The sequence below is a fragment of the Rhizobium tibeticum genome (assembly GCF_900110205.1).
GTDB lineage: Bacteria > Pseudomonadota > Alphaproteobacteria > Rhizobiales > Rhizobiaceae > Rhizobium > Rhizobium tibeticum.
Map to the genome: position 1 here is coordinate 118604 of NZ_FOCV01000004.1, position 15853 is coordinate 134456.

Annotated in this window: 12 protein-coding genes, 1 tRNA gene and 3 pseudogenes; 5 read left to right on the top strand and 11 right to left on the bottom strand. The window is 60.6% G+C overall.

Annotated elements, in window-relative coordinates:
* Positions 1–42: 42 nt before the first annotated feature.
* Together BSG20_RS05945 and BSG20_RS05955 are read right to left on the bottom strand one after the other, a co-directional pair.
* Positions 43–675: pseudogene (locus tag BSG20_RS05945) on the bottom strand (LysR family transcriptional regulator); the annotation flags it as partial.
* Positions 676–974: 299 nt separating this feature from the next.
* The gene (locus BSG20_RS05955; RefSeq protein WP_024313714.1) at positions 975–1307 is read right to left on the bottom strand and encodes a hypothetical protein; all 333 of its coding nucleotides are present in this window, start codon (positions 1305–1307) and stop codon (positions 975–977) included.
* 355 nt (positions 1308–1662) lie between these two features.
* On the opposite strand from BSG20_RS05955, the gene BSG20_RS05960 reads away from it, so the two are divergent.
* Positions 1663–2106: a glyoxalase superfamily protein gene (locus BSG20_RS05960; protein ID WP_072372660.1), complete on the top strand. Its 444-nt coding sequence runs from the start codon at positions 1663–1665 to the stop codon at positions 2104–2106.
* Positions 2107–2111: 5 nt separating this feature from the next.
* Here the strand turns inward: BSG20_RS05960 and BSG20_RS36335 are convergent, their stop codons facing one another.
* The 8 genes and pseudogenes from BSG20_RS36335 to BSG20_RS05995 all read right to left on the bottom strand — a co-directional run bounded on the left by BSG20_RS36335 (position 2112) and on the right by BSG20_RS05995 (position 10254).
* Positions 2112–2270 carry a hypothetical protein gene (locus tag BSG20_RS36335; protein ID WP_167371544.1) on the bottom strand — a complete coding sequence of 53 codons (159 nt, stop codon included), beginning with the start codon at positions 2268–2270 and terminating at the stop codon, positions 2112–2114.
* An 86-nt stretch (positions 2271–2356) separates the two neighbouring features.
* Positions 2357–3190, bottom strand: coding sequence for a helix-turn-helix transcriptional regulator (locus tag BSG20_RS05965; protein WP_072372663.1), 834 nt, complete (start codon positions 3188–3190; stop codon positions 2357–2359).
* Positions 3191–3229: 39 nt separating this feature from the next.
* Positions 3230–3400 (bottom strand): annotated as a pseudogene (locus BSG20_RS38785) (DUF1127 domain-containing protein); the annotation flags it as partial.
* Positions 3401–3583: 183 nt separating this feature from the next.
* Entirely contained in the window at positions 3584–4381 is a 798-nt protein-coding gene (iolB, locus tag BSG20_RS05975) for a 5-deoxy-glucuronate isomerase (protein WP_072372302.1), read from the bottom strand.
* 111 nt (positions 4382–4492) lie between these two features.
* On the bottom strand, positions 4493–5410 hold the full coding sequence (gene iolE / locus BSG20_RS05980; protein ID WP_072372304.1) for a myo-inosose-2 dehydratase: 918 nt from the start codon (positions 5408–5410) through the stop codon (positions 4493–4495).
* Between the two features lie 67 nt (positions 5411–5477).
* Positions 5478–7328, bottom strand: coding sequence for a 3D-(3,5/4)-trihydroxycyclohexane-1,2-dione acylhydrolase (decyclizing) (gene iolD / locus BSG20_RS05985; protein WP_072372306.1), 1851 nt, complete (start codon positions 7326–7328; stop codon positions 5478–5480).
* 23 nt (positions 7329–7351) lie between these two features.
* On the bottom strand, positions 7352–9286 hold the full coding sequence (locus tag BSG20_RS05990; RefSeq protein ID WP_072372308.1) for a bifunctional 5-dehydro-2-deoxygluconokinase/5-dehydro-2-deoxyphosphogluconate aldolase: 1935 nt from the start codon (positions 9284–9286) through the stop codon (positions 7352–7354).
* Positions 9287–9390: 104 nt separating this feature from the next.
* Complete coding sequence (locus BSG20_RS05995) at positions 9391–10254, bottom strand: MurR/RpiR family transcriptional regulator (protein ID WP_072372310.1); 864 nt, start codon at positions 10252–10254, stop codon at positions 9391–9393.
* A gap of 203 nt (positions 10255–10457) precedes the next feature.
* On the opposite strand from BSG20_RS05995, the gene BSG20_RS06000 reads away from it, so the two are divergent.
* The 3 genes from BSG20_RS06000 to BSG20_RS06010 all read left to right on the top strand — a co-directional run bounded on the left by BSG20_RS06000 (position 10458) and on the right by BSG20_RS06010 (position 13041).
* Complete coding sequence (locus tag BSG20_RS06000) at positions 10458–11573, top strand: Gfo/Idh/MocA family protein (protein WP_072372666.1); 1116 nt, start codon at positions 10458–10460, stop codon at positions 11571–11573.
* An 84-nt stretch (positions 11574–11657) separates the two neighbouring features.
* Positions 11658–12875 (top strand): NAD(P)/FAD-dependent oxidoreductase, encoded by a 1218-nt coding sequence (locus BSG20_RS06005; protein WP_072372669.1) that lies wholly within the window; start codon positions 11658–11660, stop codon positions 12873–12875.
* 75 nt (positions 12876–12950) lie between these two features.
* A tRNA-Ser gene (locus BSG20_RS06010) sits at positions 12951–13041 on the top strand.
* Between the two features lie 43 nt (positions 13042–13084).
* Here BSG20_RS06010 and BSG20_RS06015 read toward each other — a convergent pair.
* Positions 13085–14217: pseudogene (locus BSG20_RS06015) on the bottom strand (integrase core domain-containing protein).
* Positions 14218–14756: 539 nt separating this feature from the next.
* On the opposite strand from BSG20_RS06015, the gene BSG20_RS06020 reads away from it, so the two are divergent.
* The gene (locus tag BSG20_RS06020; protein WP_072372312.1) at positions 14757–15782 is read left to right on the top strand and encodes a porin; all 1026 of its coding nucleotides are present in this window, start codon (positions 14757–14759) and stop codon (positions 15780–15782) included.
* Positions 15783–15853: the final 71 nt, after the last annotated feature.

The window sequence follows — 15853 nt, forward strand, 5'->3', positions numbered from 1 at the left end:
TTTACCTGTGCTGCCGGTTCTCAGCCCCTGGCGCACCCCCTGCAGCATATGCGGCGTATTCGTCCAGCCTGTGATCCAATAATCCGGTTGCTCGAATGTCCACTTGTCGGCTGGCGTCGTGGCGATGTCGGTGCCGAGTGAAATCCAGTTGCGGTTGCGATCGTCGAAGCTGCGTGCCTGGTAAACGGCATGTGCAACGGTGACGGATCGGCGGATGGCAACATTGCCGCTGTCGGGGCGGCTATGGCGTATGGCGATGTGCGCCTCGCGATAGGTGAAGTCGACGCCGGCATCGCAAGTCTTGTAGCACATGCGAAAAGCGTCCTTCGGGGTCCAGACGTTGGCAAGGCGGGAAGCGATAAAGCGTGATGTCCAGCTGTCCGCGGCCATTGAGACGATGGGAAACGTCAGGACTTCGCCCCGCCAATCCGCAATGGACTGGGCTGCTTCCTGCATCAAGCGCACCCGCTCGAGGAGCGCAACGCCGTCCTTGGCCAGCAAGTATCCGGTCGGGCCGCGACTGAAGAGCGCGCGTCCCGTCGCGCGCTCCAGTGCCAGCATGCGACGGCCGATCGTAGGCGCGCTGAGGCCGGTTTGCGTTGCCGCAGCCGAGAGCCCGCCGCCGGTCGCGACATGAAAGAACAGTTGCAGATCGTCCCAACTCGCATCCTTCATGGATGAAAACCCCCTTTCTCCTGTGCGTCTACATCAAGAGCACCGGACGACTTAGCTCAGTCACTCCAGCAATAGATGGAGGCTGAAGCAATGGATCTCAACTGGGTGGCTCTCTGGAATGCGTTTCAAGTTTGTGGTCGGAAAGTTCGCCGGGATCGGTTCGCCGACCCGCTCGAAGGGCCGGAATGGCAGGACCTTCAACTGATCGTTCGGTTCATCGCCTGGCGGGCCGCAAGGCGCAGTGCCGCGAGAAGCGCCGCGCTTTCGCAGGCGAAGTGTGAGAGCGGGCCGGATCGAGGCTACGTTTCGAAGTTCAGCCTCAAGACGTGATGCAGGAATTCCGGATTGATCAACATGTTGAAGCTGATCGTCACAAGGTCGCCCTCGCGCTTGACCACCGTCGAGCCGATCTCGTCATGGATGCCGAGGATCTCGAGGAAGAAGTGGTTCGGGACCTCGAGGTTCGGATTGACCTCCAGCACCGCGCCCGCAAGCGTGATGGTGCGGATCAGGCAGCGGACCTGCGTTCCCGTGCTGAGGTGATGCCCGACGAAGATGATCTTGCCGGGGCGGTCGAGCGCAAACTCCCGGTAAGCCTGCTCGGGCTGCGGGTGCTCTGTGTCGAGGTGCATCTGAAAGGCCATGGTAGCCTCCGCTTGTTGTAGGTTTCGAGACTAGCGCAAGATTGCTGACAACTTCTGAATAATCTCCCTACAATCCGAGGCTTATGCCTGTCTGGAGAGCAGAATGCGTCATTATTGGGCAGGGATGGGCGGTCGCTGAGGTTTAGGCGCCGCTTGACAGCCCGCTGTCCTTCCAGCATATCGGGCGTGGCTCGAGGCGCCGGCCGCTCGCGGACGACAAGTCCATGGTGAAGTCCTCGACAAGACCAGTCACAGCCAATTTGGTGCAGGTGCATGCTGACTGCAGGCAATGCGAGCTCCCTTGTACAGGTCGAAATGGCATGCCTTCCGAAAGGCTGAATCCGTGACCATTGCATATCCGACAATCGAAGAACTGAAATCGCAAGCCAGACGCCTTCGCCATGCCATGGAAACACGCGGCACTGTGATCTCTCACAGCGCCGTGCTCGAACTCGTTGCCCAGCAGCACGGCGTGCGCGACTGGAATACGCTCTCCGCACTCGCCACTCGGCGGAACGACGAGCCAATCGCCGCCATCTCCGTCGGCTCCCTGGTGCACGGCCGCTATCTGAACCAGCCGTTCACCGGCAAGGTGCTCGCGCTTGCGGGGCAGCCGGGAGGCGGGCTCCACAAGATCACCATCCACTTCGACGAACCGGTGGATGTCGTGACCTTCGAGAGCTTTTCCGCCTTCCGTCAGCGAATCAATGCGCAGATCGACGGCAACGGCGTATCGCCGCGCAAGACGTCGAACGGCGTTCCGCATCTCGTGCTCGACATCCAGTGAGGCACCTAGTCTTTGCCAGGCGCGTTGCTTGCGGCTGCCGAGGCCTCCTTCAAGGCCTCAGCACATTCCCGACAGCAAACCTCGACGGTTTTCCCGCCGAGTTTCACGCTGATGGTGTCGGGGCCGAGTTCACAGTCGCAGGCGGCACATGTGGTCTTCTTCATGGGATTATCCTCCGTTTGCAGTCCCGGCTTGGGACGATGCCATCAGAGCATTCCACCCACAGGACCGCTGTCGAAATCTTTAGCGATCATGCCCGCAAGCGCGCTGCGCGCTGGAATTCCGCTGGCGTCTGGCCGAAGGCCTGCCGGAAGGACGATGCGAAATGGCTGTGGCTGGAGAAGCCAAGATCGAGCCCGAGCGCCGTCAGATCCTCATACCTGCCGAGCAGATCGAGCGCACGGGCAAGGCGCAGCCGCAACTGGTAGCGATAGAGCGGCGTCGCCTCCACTTGCTGGAAGACCTGGGTGAGATAGACCGGGGAGACGCCAACCTCTGCCGCAACATCGCTGAGCGTCCAGCGTCGCGAAAGATCGCAAGAGAGCACGAGCTTTGCGCGGTCGACGAGTTTCTGACGGCCGACGCTTGCAGCTGCGCCGTGCGAAGTCTGCTCCCCGAGCGAACGTCGCACCAACGTGAGAGCCAATGTCTCCGCCTCCAGGGTTTCGGCGGCGCCTCGATGCAGACCATGGCGAAGCAGCGCAACGAGCGCTTGCGCGCGCGGGTCGATGCGTCGCCGCTGGCGATGGAAGGAGACCGGAATGGAGGATTGCAACTGCTCTTTGGGGGCAAGTTCTGCCAACAGCGCCTCATCGATCGCAAGATCGAGGCAGGCATCCCCGCCCTCGACCGGATGGCTGATCCGATAGCCTTGCGAGGCGTTGAAGAACAGCACCTGATTGGCTTCCGCGACGGTGTCGTTACGTCCGACATGGCGCATGAAGACGCCGCGATAGGGATAAACCAAGCTGGTCTTGTGCGCGCATTCTTCATCGCTTTTGTGGCGGCACTCGCCGCTGCAGACGACATCGCGAATCGCGATCGTTTTCGTCCTCAACAGCAGGGCGCTCGAGAATTGCGACATCAGCTTCATTACCTTCTCGGACCGGGCAGGATCATCGGCCTATCCAATGCTACCACAATCATTGCGATTGCTAGACGAATGCCGGCTGTAGATATGGACATCGCTTCCGGTCTGACCACGGGAGAGGCCGATATCTTTCAGCTGTTCGTCGGAAAGCTCCAGCAGCGCATTACGATCTCGCCGTTCGGCCAGCTTGCGCACGCTCCACCGGATCAGGCCGAGAAGCGTTGCGACCAACCATGGCCCGAACGCTTGCTTTGAAAAGGACCTGTGAAGGGGCAGTGTCTCGGTCGGGTGTCGCATGACATTCCTCCATCCGTGGATGTTGATGGAGGAATTGAACCATCAGCGCCTCTGCGGCGCTGTCAGATTATTTAGCGATCGTCATCTCGCTTAGGCTTTCAGCAGCCACTCGTGTTCCGGCGCATTGTAGAACTTCCAGATGCGCTTTGGCCCAGCCATGACGTTCAGATAGTAGAGGTCATAGCCGTGGCAGGCCGCGCAAGGATGGTAGCCTTTCGGCACCAGCGTCACGTCGCCGTCCTCGAGCACCATCACTTCGTCCAGCGATCGGTCGTCGGTGTAGACGCGTTGGAAGCCGAAGCCCTGCGGCGGGTTGAGGCGGTGATAGTAGGTCTCTTCCAGGAAACTCTCGTTGGGAAGATCGTCCTGATCGTGCTTGTGCGGCGGGTAGCTCGACGTGTGCCCGCCCGGCGTGATGACTTCGACGACCAACAGCGAATGCGCCGAGGCGTCGTCTTCGGGCATAATGTTGTTGACGTGGCGCACATTGGTGCCCTTGCCACGCGTCAGTGCCGGGTGGGTGCCGGGTGGAATCGCTTTCGCCTCGTAGGTGCCGCCGCCCGGAGCAGAGCAGACCGCGAGTTCGAGGTCCGTCTCGGCCGTCACCGACCACGCGGATTCCATCGGAATATAGAGCGCATGCGGTGCACCATCGAAGGGGCTCATGCGCTCGCCCAGCGTGCCGAAATCCTTGGTGCCGGCCTTGGCCTTGCCCTTGCCGCTGACCCAGACGAGGCAAACCTCGCGTTCGCCCGTTTCTCCCGAAACGGTTTCATTGGGCCTCAACCGATGCATGTCGAAGCCGACATAGGTCCAGCCGGCATTTTCCGGCGTGACATGAGTAACGCGGCCGTGCGCGCCCGACGGTTTCACCTTGAGGTTTGGCATTCGTGGTACTCCTTGATGATCTGGCTTTCTTGTCCTCGACCCCTCCGCGTTGCGCGAGGGGTCGTGGGAGGAGCAGAAATGCAATTGGCCACACCTGTCACGGACGGCGCGCTATTCCTTGGGGAAGCCTTCGGTTTCCACCGTGTAGCCGGCGGCGGTCATGACGCGCATCAGTTCGGCGTGGCCAATCTCGGCCATTTTCTGCGGCGGAGCCCTGCGCGGATCCTGTTCGGCCTCGACGACGAACCATCCCTCGTAGCCGTGATCGGCCAGCCGCTGGACGATGGCGCCGAAATCGAGCGAGCCGTCGCCCGGCACGGTGAAAGCGCCGAGCGCCACCGCATCAAGGAAGGACTGCCGGCTGCGGTCCAACCCGTCCACCACGGGCTTGCGGATGTCCTTGACATGAACGTGGTTGATGCGGGCGTGGTGATTGCCAATGGCGCGCAACACGTCGCCGCCGGCAAAGGCCAGGTGCCCGGCATCGAGCAACAGTGGAATGCCTTGGCCGGAATTGCGCATGAAGGCGTCGAGTTCCGGCTCGGTTTCGACCACGGCGGCCATATGATGGTGATAGGAGAGCGGCATGCCCTCATCGGCACACCATTCCCCGAACTGGGTGACACGGCGCGCATAGGCCTTCATCTCGTCGTCGGAGAGGCGCGGCTTGGTCGCAAGCGGCTTGGAACGGTCGCCCTGGATGGAGCGGCCGGTTTCGCCATAGACGATGCAGGGCGCATTGACCGCTTTGAACAGCTCGATCATCGGAGCGATGCGGTCCTTGTTGGCGGCAAGTTCCTCGTCGACCAGCGTGCCCGAGAACCAGCCGCCGCAAAGCGTCACGTCGGCGGCGCGCAGAATGGGCAGCATCTCCTTGGGATCGTTGGGGAAGCGGCGGCCCTGTTCCATGCCGGTAAAGCCCGCACTGCGCGATTGGCGCAGGCATTCCTCAAGGGATACATCGTCGCTGAGCTCCGGAAGGTCGTCGTTCCACCACGCGATCGGCGACATGCCAAGTTTGGCCTTCATCAATATTCTCCTTAAACGCATTTTCCGAAGAACGGCAATCGCTCTTCCGAAAAACGACAACAATCAACTAGCTGATACGCTGGGCGGCGCGCGCTTCGACGTAGGCTTTGCGCGCCTTGTTGACCTGCTCGCGCGGGCTGACTTCGGGGACGGCAACATCCCACCAGTAGCCGCCGGCTTCCGTGGTGATCAGCGGGTCGGTGTCGATGACGAAGACCGATGTGCGGTCGTTCTTCTTCGAGTCGGCGATTGCCTTCTCGAGCTCGGCGATCGACGCGACCTTCACCGCAACGGCCCCCATGCTCTCGGCATGGCCCCGGAAATCGATCTCCGGCATCACTTCGTAGTGCGCGTCCTTCAGAAGGTTGTTGAAGTTCGCACCCCCGGTTGCCATCTGCAGGCGGTTGATGCACCCGTAGCCGCGATTGTCGAGCAGCACAATGTTGAGCTTCAGGCCGAGCATGACCGATGTCGCCAGCTCGGAATTCAGCATCATGTAGGAGCCGTCGCCGACGAGGACGAACACTTCCTTTTCGGGATGCGCCATCTTGGCGCCAAGGCCGCCGGCGATCTCGTAGCCCATGCAGGAGAAGCCGTATTCCATATGGTAGCTGCCCGGTGCGGTCGCCGGCCAGAGCTTGTGCATCTCGCCCGGCAAACCGCCCGCTGCGCAGAGGCCGATTGCCTTTTCGAGATCGATCGAGCGCGTGACCGCGCCGATCACCTGGGCGTCGGAGGGCAGGGCGGCGTTGGTGCTCGCCATCGCCTTGGCGGCTGCCTCCATCCAGACGTGCTTTTCCCGTTCGGCCTTCTCCGCCAATGCAGCCGGCGCCTTCCAGCCGGCGAGGCCGCTCGACACGGCCTTCAGGCCTTCGCGGGCGTCGGCCACCAACGTCTGGCCGTCGTGCTTTGCGGCATCGTAGGCGGCGATGTTCAGGCCGAGAATATTCAGTTTCTCGTTCTGGAAGAGCGCCCACGAACCGGTCGTGAAGTCCTGGCAGCGCGTGCCGACCGCGATGATCAGGTCCGTTTCGACGGCAATCGCATTGGCCGCCGATGTGCCTGTGACACCAACGGAGCCAAGCGCCAGCGGATGCCGCTCGTCGATCGCCGACTTTCCGGCCTGCGTGACGACGACCGGAATGCGGTGCTCCTCGGCAAAGGCGGTCAGTTCCTTGGTCGCCTGCGAGTAGAGGACGCCGCCGCCAGCGATGATGACCGGCTTTTCGGATTTCTTGATGAGCGCAATCGCATTCGCCAGCTCATCGGCATCCGGGCGCGGACGGCGCGTCGTCCAGACGCGTTCCTCAAAGAAGCTCTCTGGATAATCGAAAGCTTCCGCCTGCACGTCCTGGCAAAGAGACAGCGTAACCGGGCCGCAATCCAGTGGATCGGTCAGCACCTGCATGGCACGCTTCAGCGCCGCGATGATCTGTTCCGGTCGCGTGATCCGATCGAAATATCGCGAAACCGGGCGGAAGGCGTCGTTGGCCGACACCGTACCATCGCCAAAATCCTCGATCTGCTGCAGCACCGGATCCGGCGCGCGGTTGGCGAAGACGTCGCCCGGCAGGAAGAGAACAGGAATGCGATTGACGTGCGCGACGCCGGCAGCCGTCACCATGTTGAGTGCGCCGGGGCCAATGGAGGTGGTGCACGCCATGAATCGCTGGCGGAAACTCGCTTTGGCATATGCGATGGCCGCATGCGCCATGCCTTGCTCGTTGTGGGCGCGATAGGTCGGCAGTTCACCGCGCACCTGATAGAGCGCTTCGCCGATGCCGGCAACGTTGCCGTGCCCGAAGATCGCCCAGACGCCACCGAAGACCGGCACCTTCTTGCCGTCGACGATGGTCATCTGCTTCTTGAGAAAATGCGCAACCGCCTGCGCCATCGTCAATCGTACAGTCTTGCCCATGGGGCACCTCCCAAATGCTCTAATTAATGTAGGCCGCGGGTTTTCAACCAGGCCTCGGTCAATTGGCGGAAGCGTCCGGCCATATCGGCGATCGCCTCCTCGTCGTTCATCTTGCCGGACAGCCAGGCGCGTGCCGCATCGGCAAAAATCGTCCGCCCCACGGCAAAGCCTTTGACGGAAGGGGCCGCCAGCGTCGCCTCGAAGCCCTTCACCAGCTCGTCGGCCGGCGCTTCAAGGCCGAGCAGCACGATGCCGCGGCACCAGGGATCGTTCTTGGCGATTACGGCGTCGATCTTCTTCCAGGCAGCCGTCGAGGCCTGAGGCTCCAGCTTCCACCAATCGGGCTTGATGCCAAGCGCATAAAGCTCGTCCATCGCCGTCGAGATCGTATCGTCCGTCAACGGCCCGTTCTTGCTTGCTATGATCTCGATGAGCAGTTCGCGGCCGACCTTGCGAGCGGCCTCGAATAGCGTGCGCAGCTTTTCCTGCTGTTCGGTCTTCAGTGCTGCCGGATCATCCGGATGGTAGAAGCACAGGCACTTGATGCAATGGTCGAGCGGCCATTCCACGAGCTGCGAGCCGATGTCCTGGCTGAACTCGAAGCGCAGCGGCTTTGATCCCGGCAGTTCCACAGGGCGACCGATCCAGGCAAAGTTTTTGGTCGCCGCATCGAAGAAGGCGTCGCGCCCGAAGCGCTCATCGATCAACATTCCATAGCCAGTGCGGCCATCCGCGACACGCGCGGCGGCTTGAACGGCAAGGCGCTTGAAGGCGACAATTTTCTTGTAATCGACGCCGAGCTCGTCGCAGACGCTGGTGAGCTGCGAGCGATGGTCGATCGCAAGCGCCATGAGAAGCGGAATATCGCCCTTGCGGGTCGAGGCCCAATGGATGTGGTTGATCGCGTCGTCCTTGCGCAGCGCGCGATGCTTGCTGCCGTGCTTCAGGAAGAAATCGAGCTCGGCCCAGGTCGGATATTCCGGCGAGCAAAGCAGGCGGGAAACGGCGAAGGCGCCGCAGGCGTTGGCCCAGGTGGCGCAGGTCTTCAGCGGCTCATTTTTCAGCCAACCGCGCAAGAGGCCGGACATAAAGGCGTCGCCGGCGCCGAGCACGTTGAACACCTCGATGGGGAAACCTTCGCCGACAATGCCGTCTTCCAGATTGTCGCTGATCGGACCGTCATAGACGATGCAGCCCATGGCGCCGCGCTTGAGAACGATCGTTGCCGGCGACAGGCGGCGGATTTCCTTGAGTGCGCCGAGCACGTCATCGGCCCCGGAGGCAATCAGGATTTCTTCTTCGGTTCCGACGATCAAATCGCAGTCTGGAAGCGTTTCCTTCATCTTAGATGAGACGCGGTCAGACTTCACATAGCGCTCGAAGCCCTCGGCGTGGCCCGCAAGACCCCAGAGATTCGGCCGATAGTCGATGTCAAAGATCACCTTGCGGCCGTTGGCCTTGGCGATACGGATTGCCTTGCGCTGTGCGGCTTCGGTGTTTGGTCGGGAAAAATGCGTACCCGACACCAGCACGGCGCGCGACGATTTTATGAAGCTTTCGTCGATATCGCCTTCATCGAGCGCCATGTCGGCACAATCCGAGCGGTAGAAAATCATCGGCGAAACGCCTTCGGCCTCGACGGCGAGAAGCACCAGTGCCGTCAGGCGTTCCTTATCGGTCCTGATACCTTTCGTCTCGACCCCTTCACGCGCCGATTGCTCGATGATGAAGCGACCCATCTGCTCGTCGCCAACGCGCGTGATCAGGCCGGACTTGAGCCCGAGGCGCGCGGTGCCGATGGCAATGTTGGCGGGGCAGCCGCCGACCGACTTGGCAAAGGAGCCGATATCCTCAAGCCGCGAACCGATCTGCTGCCCGTAGAGGTCGACCGAGGAGCGGCCGATGGTGATCACGTCAAGCGACGGCTCCGGCTGCGAGCCCGGGTTCGGTTGTGCCATGATGTCCTCCCGCTAGATTTTAGCTACGGCTTGGTGCCTGCCGATTGCTAGTAATGAAACATCGGTTCCGTATTGTTGTCAATTCGGAATGTTTATTCCATTTTTCATTTCACCGATTTTGCGTGAGTTCTTTTACGCCGCCGCTCGGCAATGGCGACTGGCAGGGCCATCGCCAGTGCCATCGAGGCCGAGAGCGAGCGGAAACCGGCAAAGTCCGCCTCCGCCACCTCGAACCAGCAGGTGGCGCAAGCAGCAAGCGGCGAAAAAGCCGAATCGGTGATGGCGACGACAGGCACGCCGCGATCCGCCAGTGCTTCCGCCTGGCTCAGGCTATCGGCGGCATAGGGCGAGAAGCTTGCGGCGATTGCCGCATCGTTCTGCGTCGCGAATTGCACCATCTCCGGATCGACGCCGTTTGGTGAAGCGACGATCTGGTGCCGAATATTCAGCTTCGAGAAGGCGTAGGTCATATGCGCCGTCAGCGGATAGGAGCGCCGCTTGGCGATCAGGTAGATCGTCTCCGCGCCCGCGAGGATATCGACTGCCTTGGCAAAGGTGTCCGTTTGCACCGTGGCCGCCAGCCGATTGATCGATTGGCTTGCGGCGAAAATGAAGCCGGAAAGCAGGCTGGCATCTTCGTCCTCGCCGCTTGCCTCCTCCAGTGTTACGAGTCGCTCTTCATATGACAGCGTGCGGTCGCGCAGGCGCTCGCGAAAGATACTCTGCAGGTCCGAGAAGCCCTCGTAACCGAGATGGTGTGCGAGGCGCACGAGGGTCGACGGCTGCACGTCGGATGCCGCCGCGATGCTTGCCGTCGTGCCGAATGCAATTTCATCAGGATTGCCGAGCGCAAAAGCCGCGACCTGTGCAAGGCGCTTAGGCATGTTTGCTTTGCGTTCGATGATGATGCTGCGCAGGCTCTCGAAGTCGCGCGGAACCCTAGGGGTCGTTTTGCTGTCACTGTCCATGCATGCGGTCCATTGGACGAAATAAACATTCCATAATGATCACCATAAATGATTTTCATACGGGAACCCAATTGTTTTTATTGCCTTGAAATCCAAGAGTTTTGAACAGTTCTCAAGTTTCGTGGCGCAAGCGTACGCGGCAGGGACGCTTGTCAAAATGATCTAAATATTCCAAAAACCACTCGGCATCTGGAGGAGAAATGATGAAAGCACTGGGAATCGGCCTGATCGGCACCGGCTATATGGGCAAATGCCATGCCCTGGCGTGGAACGCGGTCAAAGCCGTCTTCGGCGACGTCGAGCGCCCGCGCCTGGTTCATCTGGCCGAAGCCAATGCCGAGCTTGCCGGGAAGCGCGCCTCCGAATTCGGTTTCGAAAAGGCGACGGCCGATTGGCGCACGCTGATCGCCGATCCCGAAGTCGATGTCGTTTCCGTCACGACGCCGAACCAGTTCCATGCCGAGATGGCGATTGCCGCGCTTGACGCGGGCAAGCATGTCTGGTGCGAGAAGCCGATGGCGCCGGTGTACGCCGATGCCGAGCGCATGCTGAAGACGGCACGGGCCTCGGGCAAGGTTGCCGTTCTCGGCTACAACTACATCCAGAATCCCGTGATGCGGCATATCAAGGCGCTGATCGAGGAAGGGGCGATCGGTGCCGTCAATCATATCCGCGTCGAGATGGACGAGGACTTCATGGCCGATCCCGATGTCTTCTTCTATTGGAAGAGCGAACTTTCTGCCGGCTACGGCGCTCTGGATGATTTCGCCGTGCATCCGCTGTCGCTGCTCTGGTATCTGTTCGGTCACGTGGAGGCTGTTATCGCGGATATGGTGAAGCCGTACGGCAGCCGACCGCTGAGGGAGGGTGGCCGCCGCGACGTCGAAAATCACGATGCGGCCAATGTTCTCATGCGCCTCGACGGGGGTATCTCTGCTGTGCTGATGGCGAACCGCGCCGCTTGGGGGCGAAAAGGTCGAATCGCGCTACAGATCTTCGGCTCGAAGGGCTCGATTGCCTACGATCAAGAGCGCATGAACGAATTCGAGCTCTACCAGGCGCAAGGCCGCGGCTCCGAACAGGGCTTCCGCAAGATACTCGCCGGTCCGGCTCACCAACCCTATGATCGGTTTATTCCGGCGCCAGGCCACGGGCTTGGCTTCAACGACCTGAAAATCATCGAATGCCGCGAATTGATCCGCGCAGTTTCCGGCGAGCCGTCGTCGATCGTGACATTCGAAGACGGTCTTAGGATAGAGAAGTCCGTTCACGCCATGGCACAGTCGTTCCACGAGCGCCGCTGGATCGAGATCGACTGAGGTCGATCAGCTTCCGGTTGACGGGGCTGGGGGTAGGGGCTAGGCCTTTGCTGGAACGCGCGAATGGATGCTGGGAGTGGGAACGTGACGGACAGATTGGTGATCATCGGCGCGGGGCAGGCGGGTTTTGCGCTGGCCGCGAAACTGCGCGCGCTCAAGGATATGCGACCCATCACCATCATCGGAGCCGAAGATGCGCTGCCCTATCAGCGGCCGCCGCTCACGAAGAAATATCTGCTCGGCGAGATGACGTTCGACCGTCTGCTGTTCCGGCCGGAACACTGGTATGCCGACAACAATGTCGAGATCAGGCTCTCCACCTGGGCTGAGCAGATCGTGCGCGACAAGAAGCAGGTCCTGCTGCAGGACGGCTCCTCGCTCGACTACGGTACTCTGGCATTGACGACCGGATCGACTCCGCGCGCGCTGCCGGCGTCGATCGGCGGAGATCTCGAAGGCGTCTATGTGGCGCGCGACAAGCGCGACGCCGATTTGCTGGCCGATGAAATGCGCCCGGGTCGTCGTGTCCTTATCATCGGCGGAGGCTATATCGGACTCGAGGCAGCTGCGGTCGCCCGCCACCGTGGTCTCGAGGTCACGGTCATCGAGATGGCCGATCGAATCCTCCAACGCGTCGCCGCCAAGGAGACGGCCGACATCATGCGGGTGATTCACGAAGCGCATGATGTCGTCATCCGAGAGAAGACAGGACTAAAACACCTCGTCGGCCGTGATAACAGGGTCATCGCCGCAGAGCTCGCAGACGGGTCTACGATCGAGGTCGATTTCGTGGTCGTCGGCATTGGCGTCGTCCCGAACGACCAGCTCGCCAAGGAGGCCGGTCTCGAGGTCGCCAACGGGATCATCGTCGACGAATTTGCCCGCACATCCGATCCGTCGATTTTTGCTGCCGGTGATTGCGCGGTCCTGCCGTGGCAAGGCGGACGCATCCGTCTCGAATCAGTGCAGAATGCCGTCGACCAGGCAGAGGCCGTTGCCGCCATCATTGCGGGCGGCAACGAAGCATATGATCCCAGGCCCTGGTTCTGGTCGGACCAGTATGATGTGAAGCTGCAGATCGCCGGCTTCAATATGGGCTATGACGAGACGGTCCTGCGCCCGGGAGCGCGCGACGGCGCGCACTCGATCTGGTATTTCAAGAACGGGTCGTTCATAGCTGTCGATGCGATCAATGACGCCAAGGCCTATGTCAGCGGCAAGAAGATGCTGGAAGCCGGGATCAATCCCGACAAGGCGATCATTGCCGATGCATCCGCCGATCTCAAGCAGCTGTTGAACTGAGTAGCCTCAGCATCAGGTGAAAAAGCCGAAAAAGCGCTTGCGTCACCTGTCGAATGACTCTATCAGGCTCCCACCGGAGAGGTGGCCGAGTGGTCGAAGGCGCTCCCCTGCTAAGGGAGTATACGTCAAAAGCGTATCGAGGGTTCGAATCCCTTCCTCTCCGCCATCACACAATTGTCCAGCCCGAAGACATAGGTAACAGAGCGTCCCTAAGACATGGGTGACAACCTCGTGCCGAACGGCTTGTCGATGGTTCTCAAGGTCCTCTGCTCCAGGTCGATATATCCGAGATCATAGTGCATGAAGCTGACGAGCCAAATGCCGTCGTCGACTTCCGTGATTCCGAGTTTCTGGCCGGCCATCACGGTCGATATGTTGATCTTCTTGCGGTAGATTCAGATGCGGCCGCAATGGGTCACCAGCGCCTCTCTGTCGTGGAAGGGGTAGTCGATCTCCGGCAGGCCCTGATAGGGGCGTGACGAAGCGACGTAGAGATCTGCCGGCACCTTCATGTTGAGCGCCTCGTGCGGCCGCTCCTGATTGAATTCGCTGACGAACGCATCGAAGCGCGCCTGTTGCTGCAGGATGTTTCTGCCGGGTGGCCTGGTCGCCTCTTTCTTCAGCGTCAAGTGCATGCGCTCATGCCGGCCATTCTCTTGCGGATGGCCCGGCCTGATGCGCTCGAGCGCGATGCCGAGCCGCAGCCACCACACCGACAGCCTCGACAGATTGTAGAGGCCGTTGGGGCTGGCGAACGGCAGGCCGTTGTCGCTGCGGATCGCGAGCGGCAGGCCACGCTCTGCAAACAGCCGCCGGAACGCCTCGAACACACCCACCTCCCTTGTCGATTCGAAGGCTTCACAGGCAAGCAGGTAGCGTGACGCCTGGTCGGTGACCGTCAGCGGGTAACAGTAGCGGCCATCGCCGAGCTTGAACTCGCCCTTGAAGTCGGCACACCACAGATCGTTCGGCAGCAATGCCTGAGACAAGGCCGTTCCCTCTGCCCGATAACGCTGTCGCTGGCGGGCATGAGCGTCCGGCCCGTGCCGGTCGAGGACGGCATGCACCGTGCTTTTCGAGGGCACACGCACGTCGCCGGCGAGCTTCCTGAGCAAAAGTTCGCGGATCTTACGCGTCCCCCAGTGCAGCTTGTCCTTCTTGCAGGAGACGATCAGGGCTTCCACCGGTGCCGGCAACCGATCCGTCAGTGCCTCCAGACCGTCGTCCTATAGCGATTGAAAGTCTTGTAGCCGGTCTTGCGCGAGATGCCGAGTGCCCGGCACACATCGCTCATCCCTTCGCCCTCGAGAAGGCGGGCGACGAAACGTAGACGTTCCTCCATCACCGAAGGCTCTCTCCACACTGTCCCTTTCGTTTGGACCTACCACCCCTGCGCTTGGCGCTCCGAATCTCGCGTCAGCAGAATCGAATTGAGAATCATCCGTACTCAGCGAACCTGATTCTGCTCCGATGGAGGGCGCAGCCCTGATGTGGGCGCCAACTCCTTGTCATCTGCATCCCCTATAAAAGACGAGAATCTGGCGAGAAACTGGTTCCAATGTGGCACGATCCACAGCGGCTGCCTGCCGTACCACGCGGGTAAACTCCCGCAAAATCAGGGCTTTCTTAACAAAGTATAAAGAAACGACAGGGGCGCATGCCGCATTTGTGACCTTTCAGCAACAGCGCATGCGGAAGGCTGTCGCAAATACCCCAAACGGGCAAGTTGGTGATTGCGTGACAGTCCCGGTCTTGTATTTTCAACTTCGGAAGCGAGGGCGGTTGATCGTCCGACTTCTTGAAACATGGGGATGGGGCAGGGAACGCTGCTCTAACGGCGAAAAACCCAGACCCGATCGAAACTTTGAATTGGAGGTCAATATGAACATCAAGAGCCTTCTTCTCGGCTCCGCTGCTGCTCTCGCAGTAGTTTCCGGTGCTCAGGCTGCTGACGCTATCGTTGCTGCTGAGCCGGAACCGGTTGAATATGTCCGCGTCTGCGACGCTTACGGCACCGGCTACTTCTACATCCCGGGCACGGAAACCTGCCTGAAGATCGAAGGTTACATCCGTTTCCAGGTTAACGCTGGCGATGACCTCTCTGGTCCGTCCAGCTGGGATGCGGTTACCCGCGGTCAGGTTCAGTTCACTGCCAAGAGCGACACCGAGTATGGTCCGCTCACCGGCGTGATCGTTCTGCAGGCCAATGCCGACAACGCTTCTGTCCAGGAAACGATCCTCGACTCGGCCTACCTCGACATCGCTGGCTTCCGCGCTGGTCTGTTCTACAGCTGGTGGGATGACGGTCTGTCTGGCGAAACCGACGTTCTGGCTTCGAACTCGACGCTGCACAACTCGATCCGTTATCAGTATGAGTCTGGCGACTTCTACGCCGGTATCTCGGTTGACGAACTCGAAGACTCCATCCACTTCGCTGAGGGTGAAAACCCCAACGACGTCGGTATTGCTGTCGGCATCGGTGGCAAGGCTGGTGCCTTCACCTACCAGGTCATCGGCGGTTACGACACCGACACGGAAGACGGCGCAATCCGCGCTATGGGTACGGTTGCCATCGGTCCGGGCACGCTTGGCCTCGCAGCAGCTTGGGCATCTGGTCCGAACGCCTACTTCGAAGAATCCGAATGGACGATCGCAGCTGAGTACGCCATCCAGGCGACCGACAAGCTGAAGATCACCCCCGGTGTTCAGTGGTTCGATAACGTCAAGAACGGCGGCTCTGCTGCAACTGTTACCGACTTCACCAACGACTCCGCTTGGAAGGCTGGCCTCACGGTTGACTACCAGATCGTAGAGAACTTCTACGCTAAGGCTTCGGTCCAGTACCTCGACGTCGAGAATCAGGACGACGTCACGACTGGCTACTTCCGTCTGCAGCGTGCATTCTAATCTGATCTGACTTCGGTCAATCAGGAGAGCCCGGCTTTCGAGCCGGGCTTTTTTTGTTTGTCATGAACGTG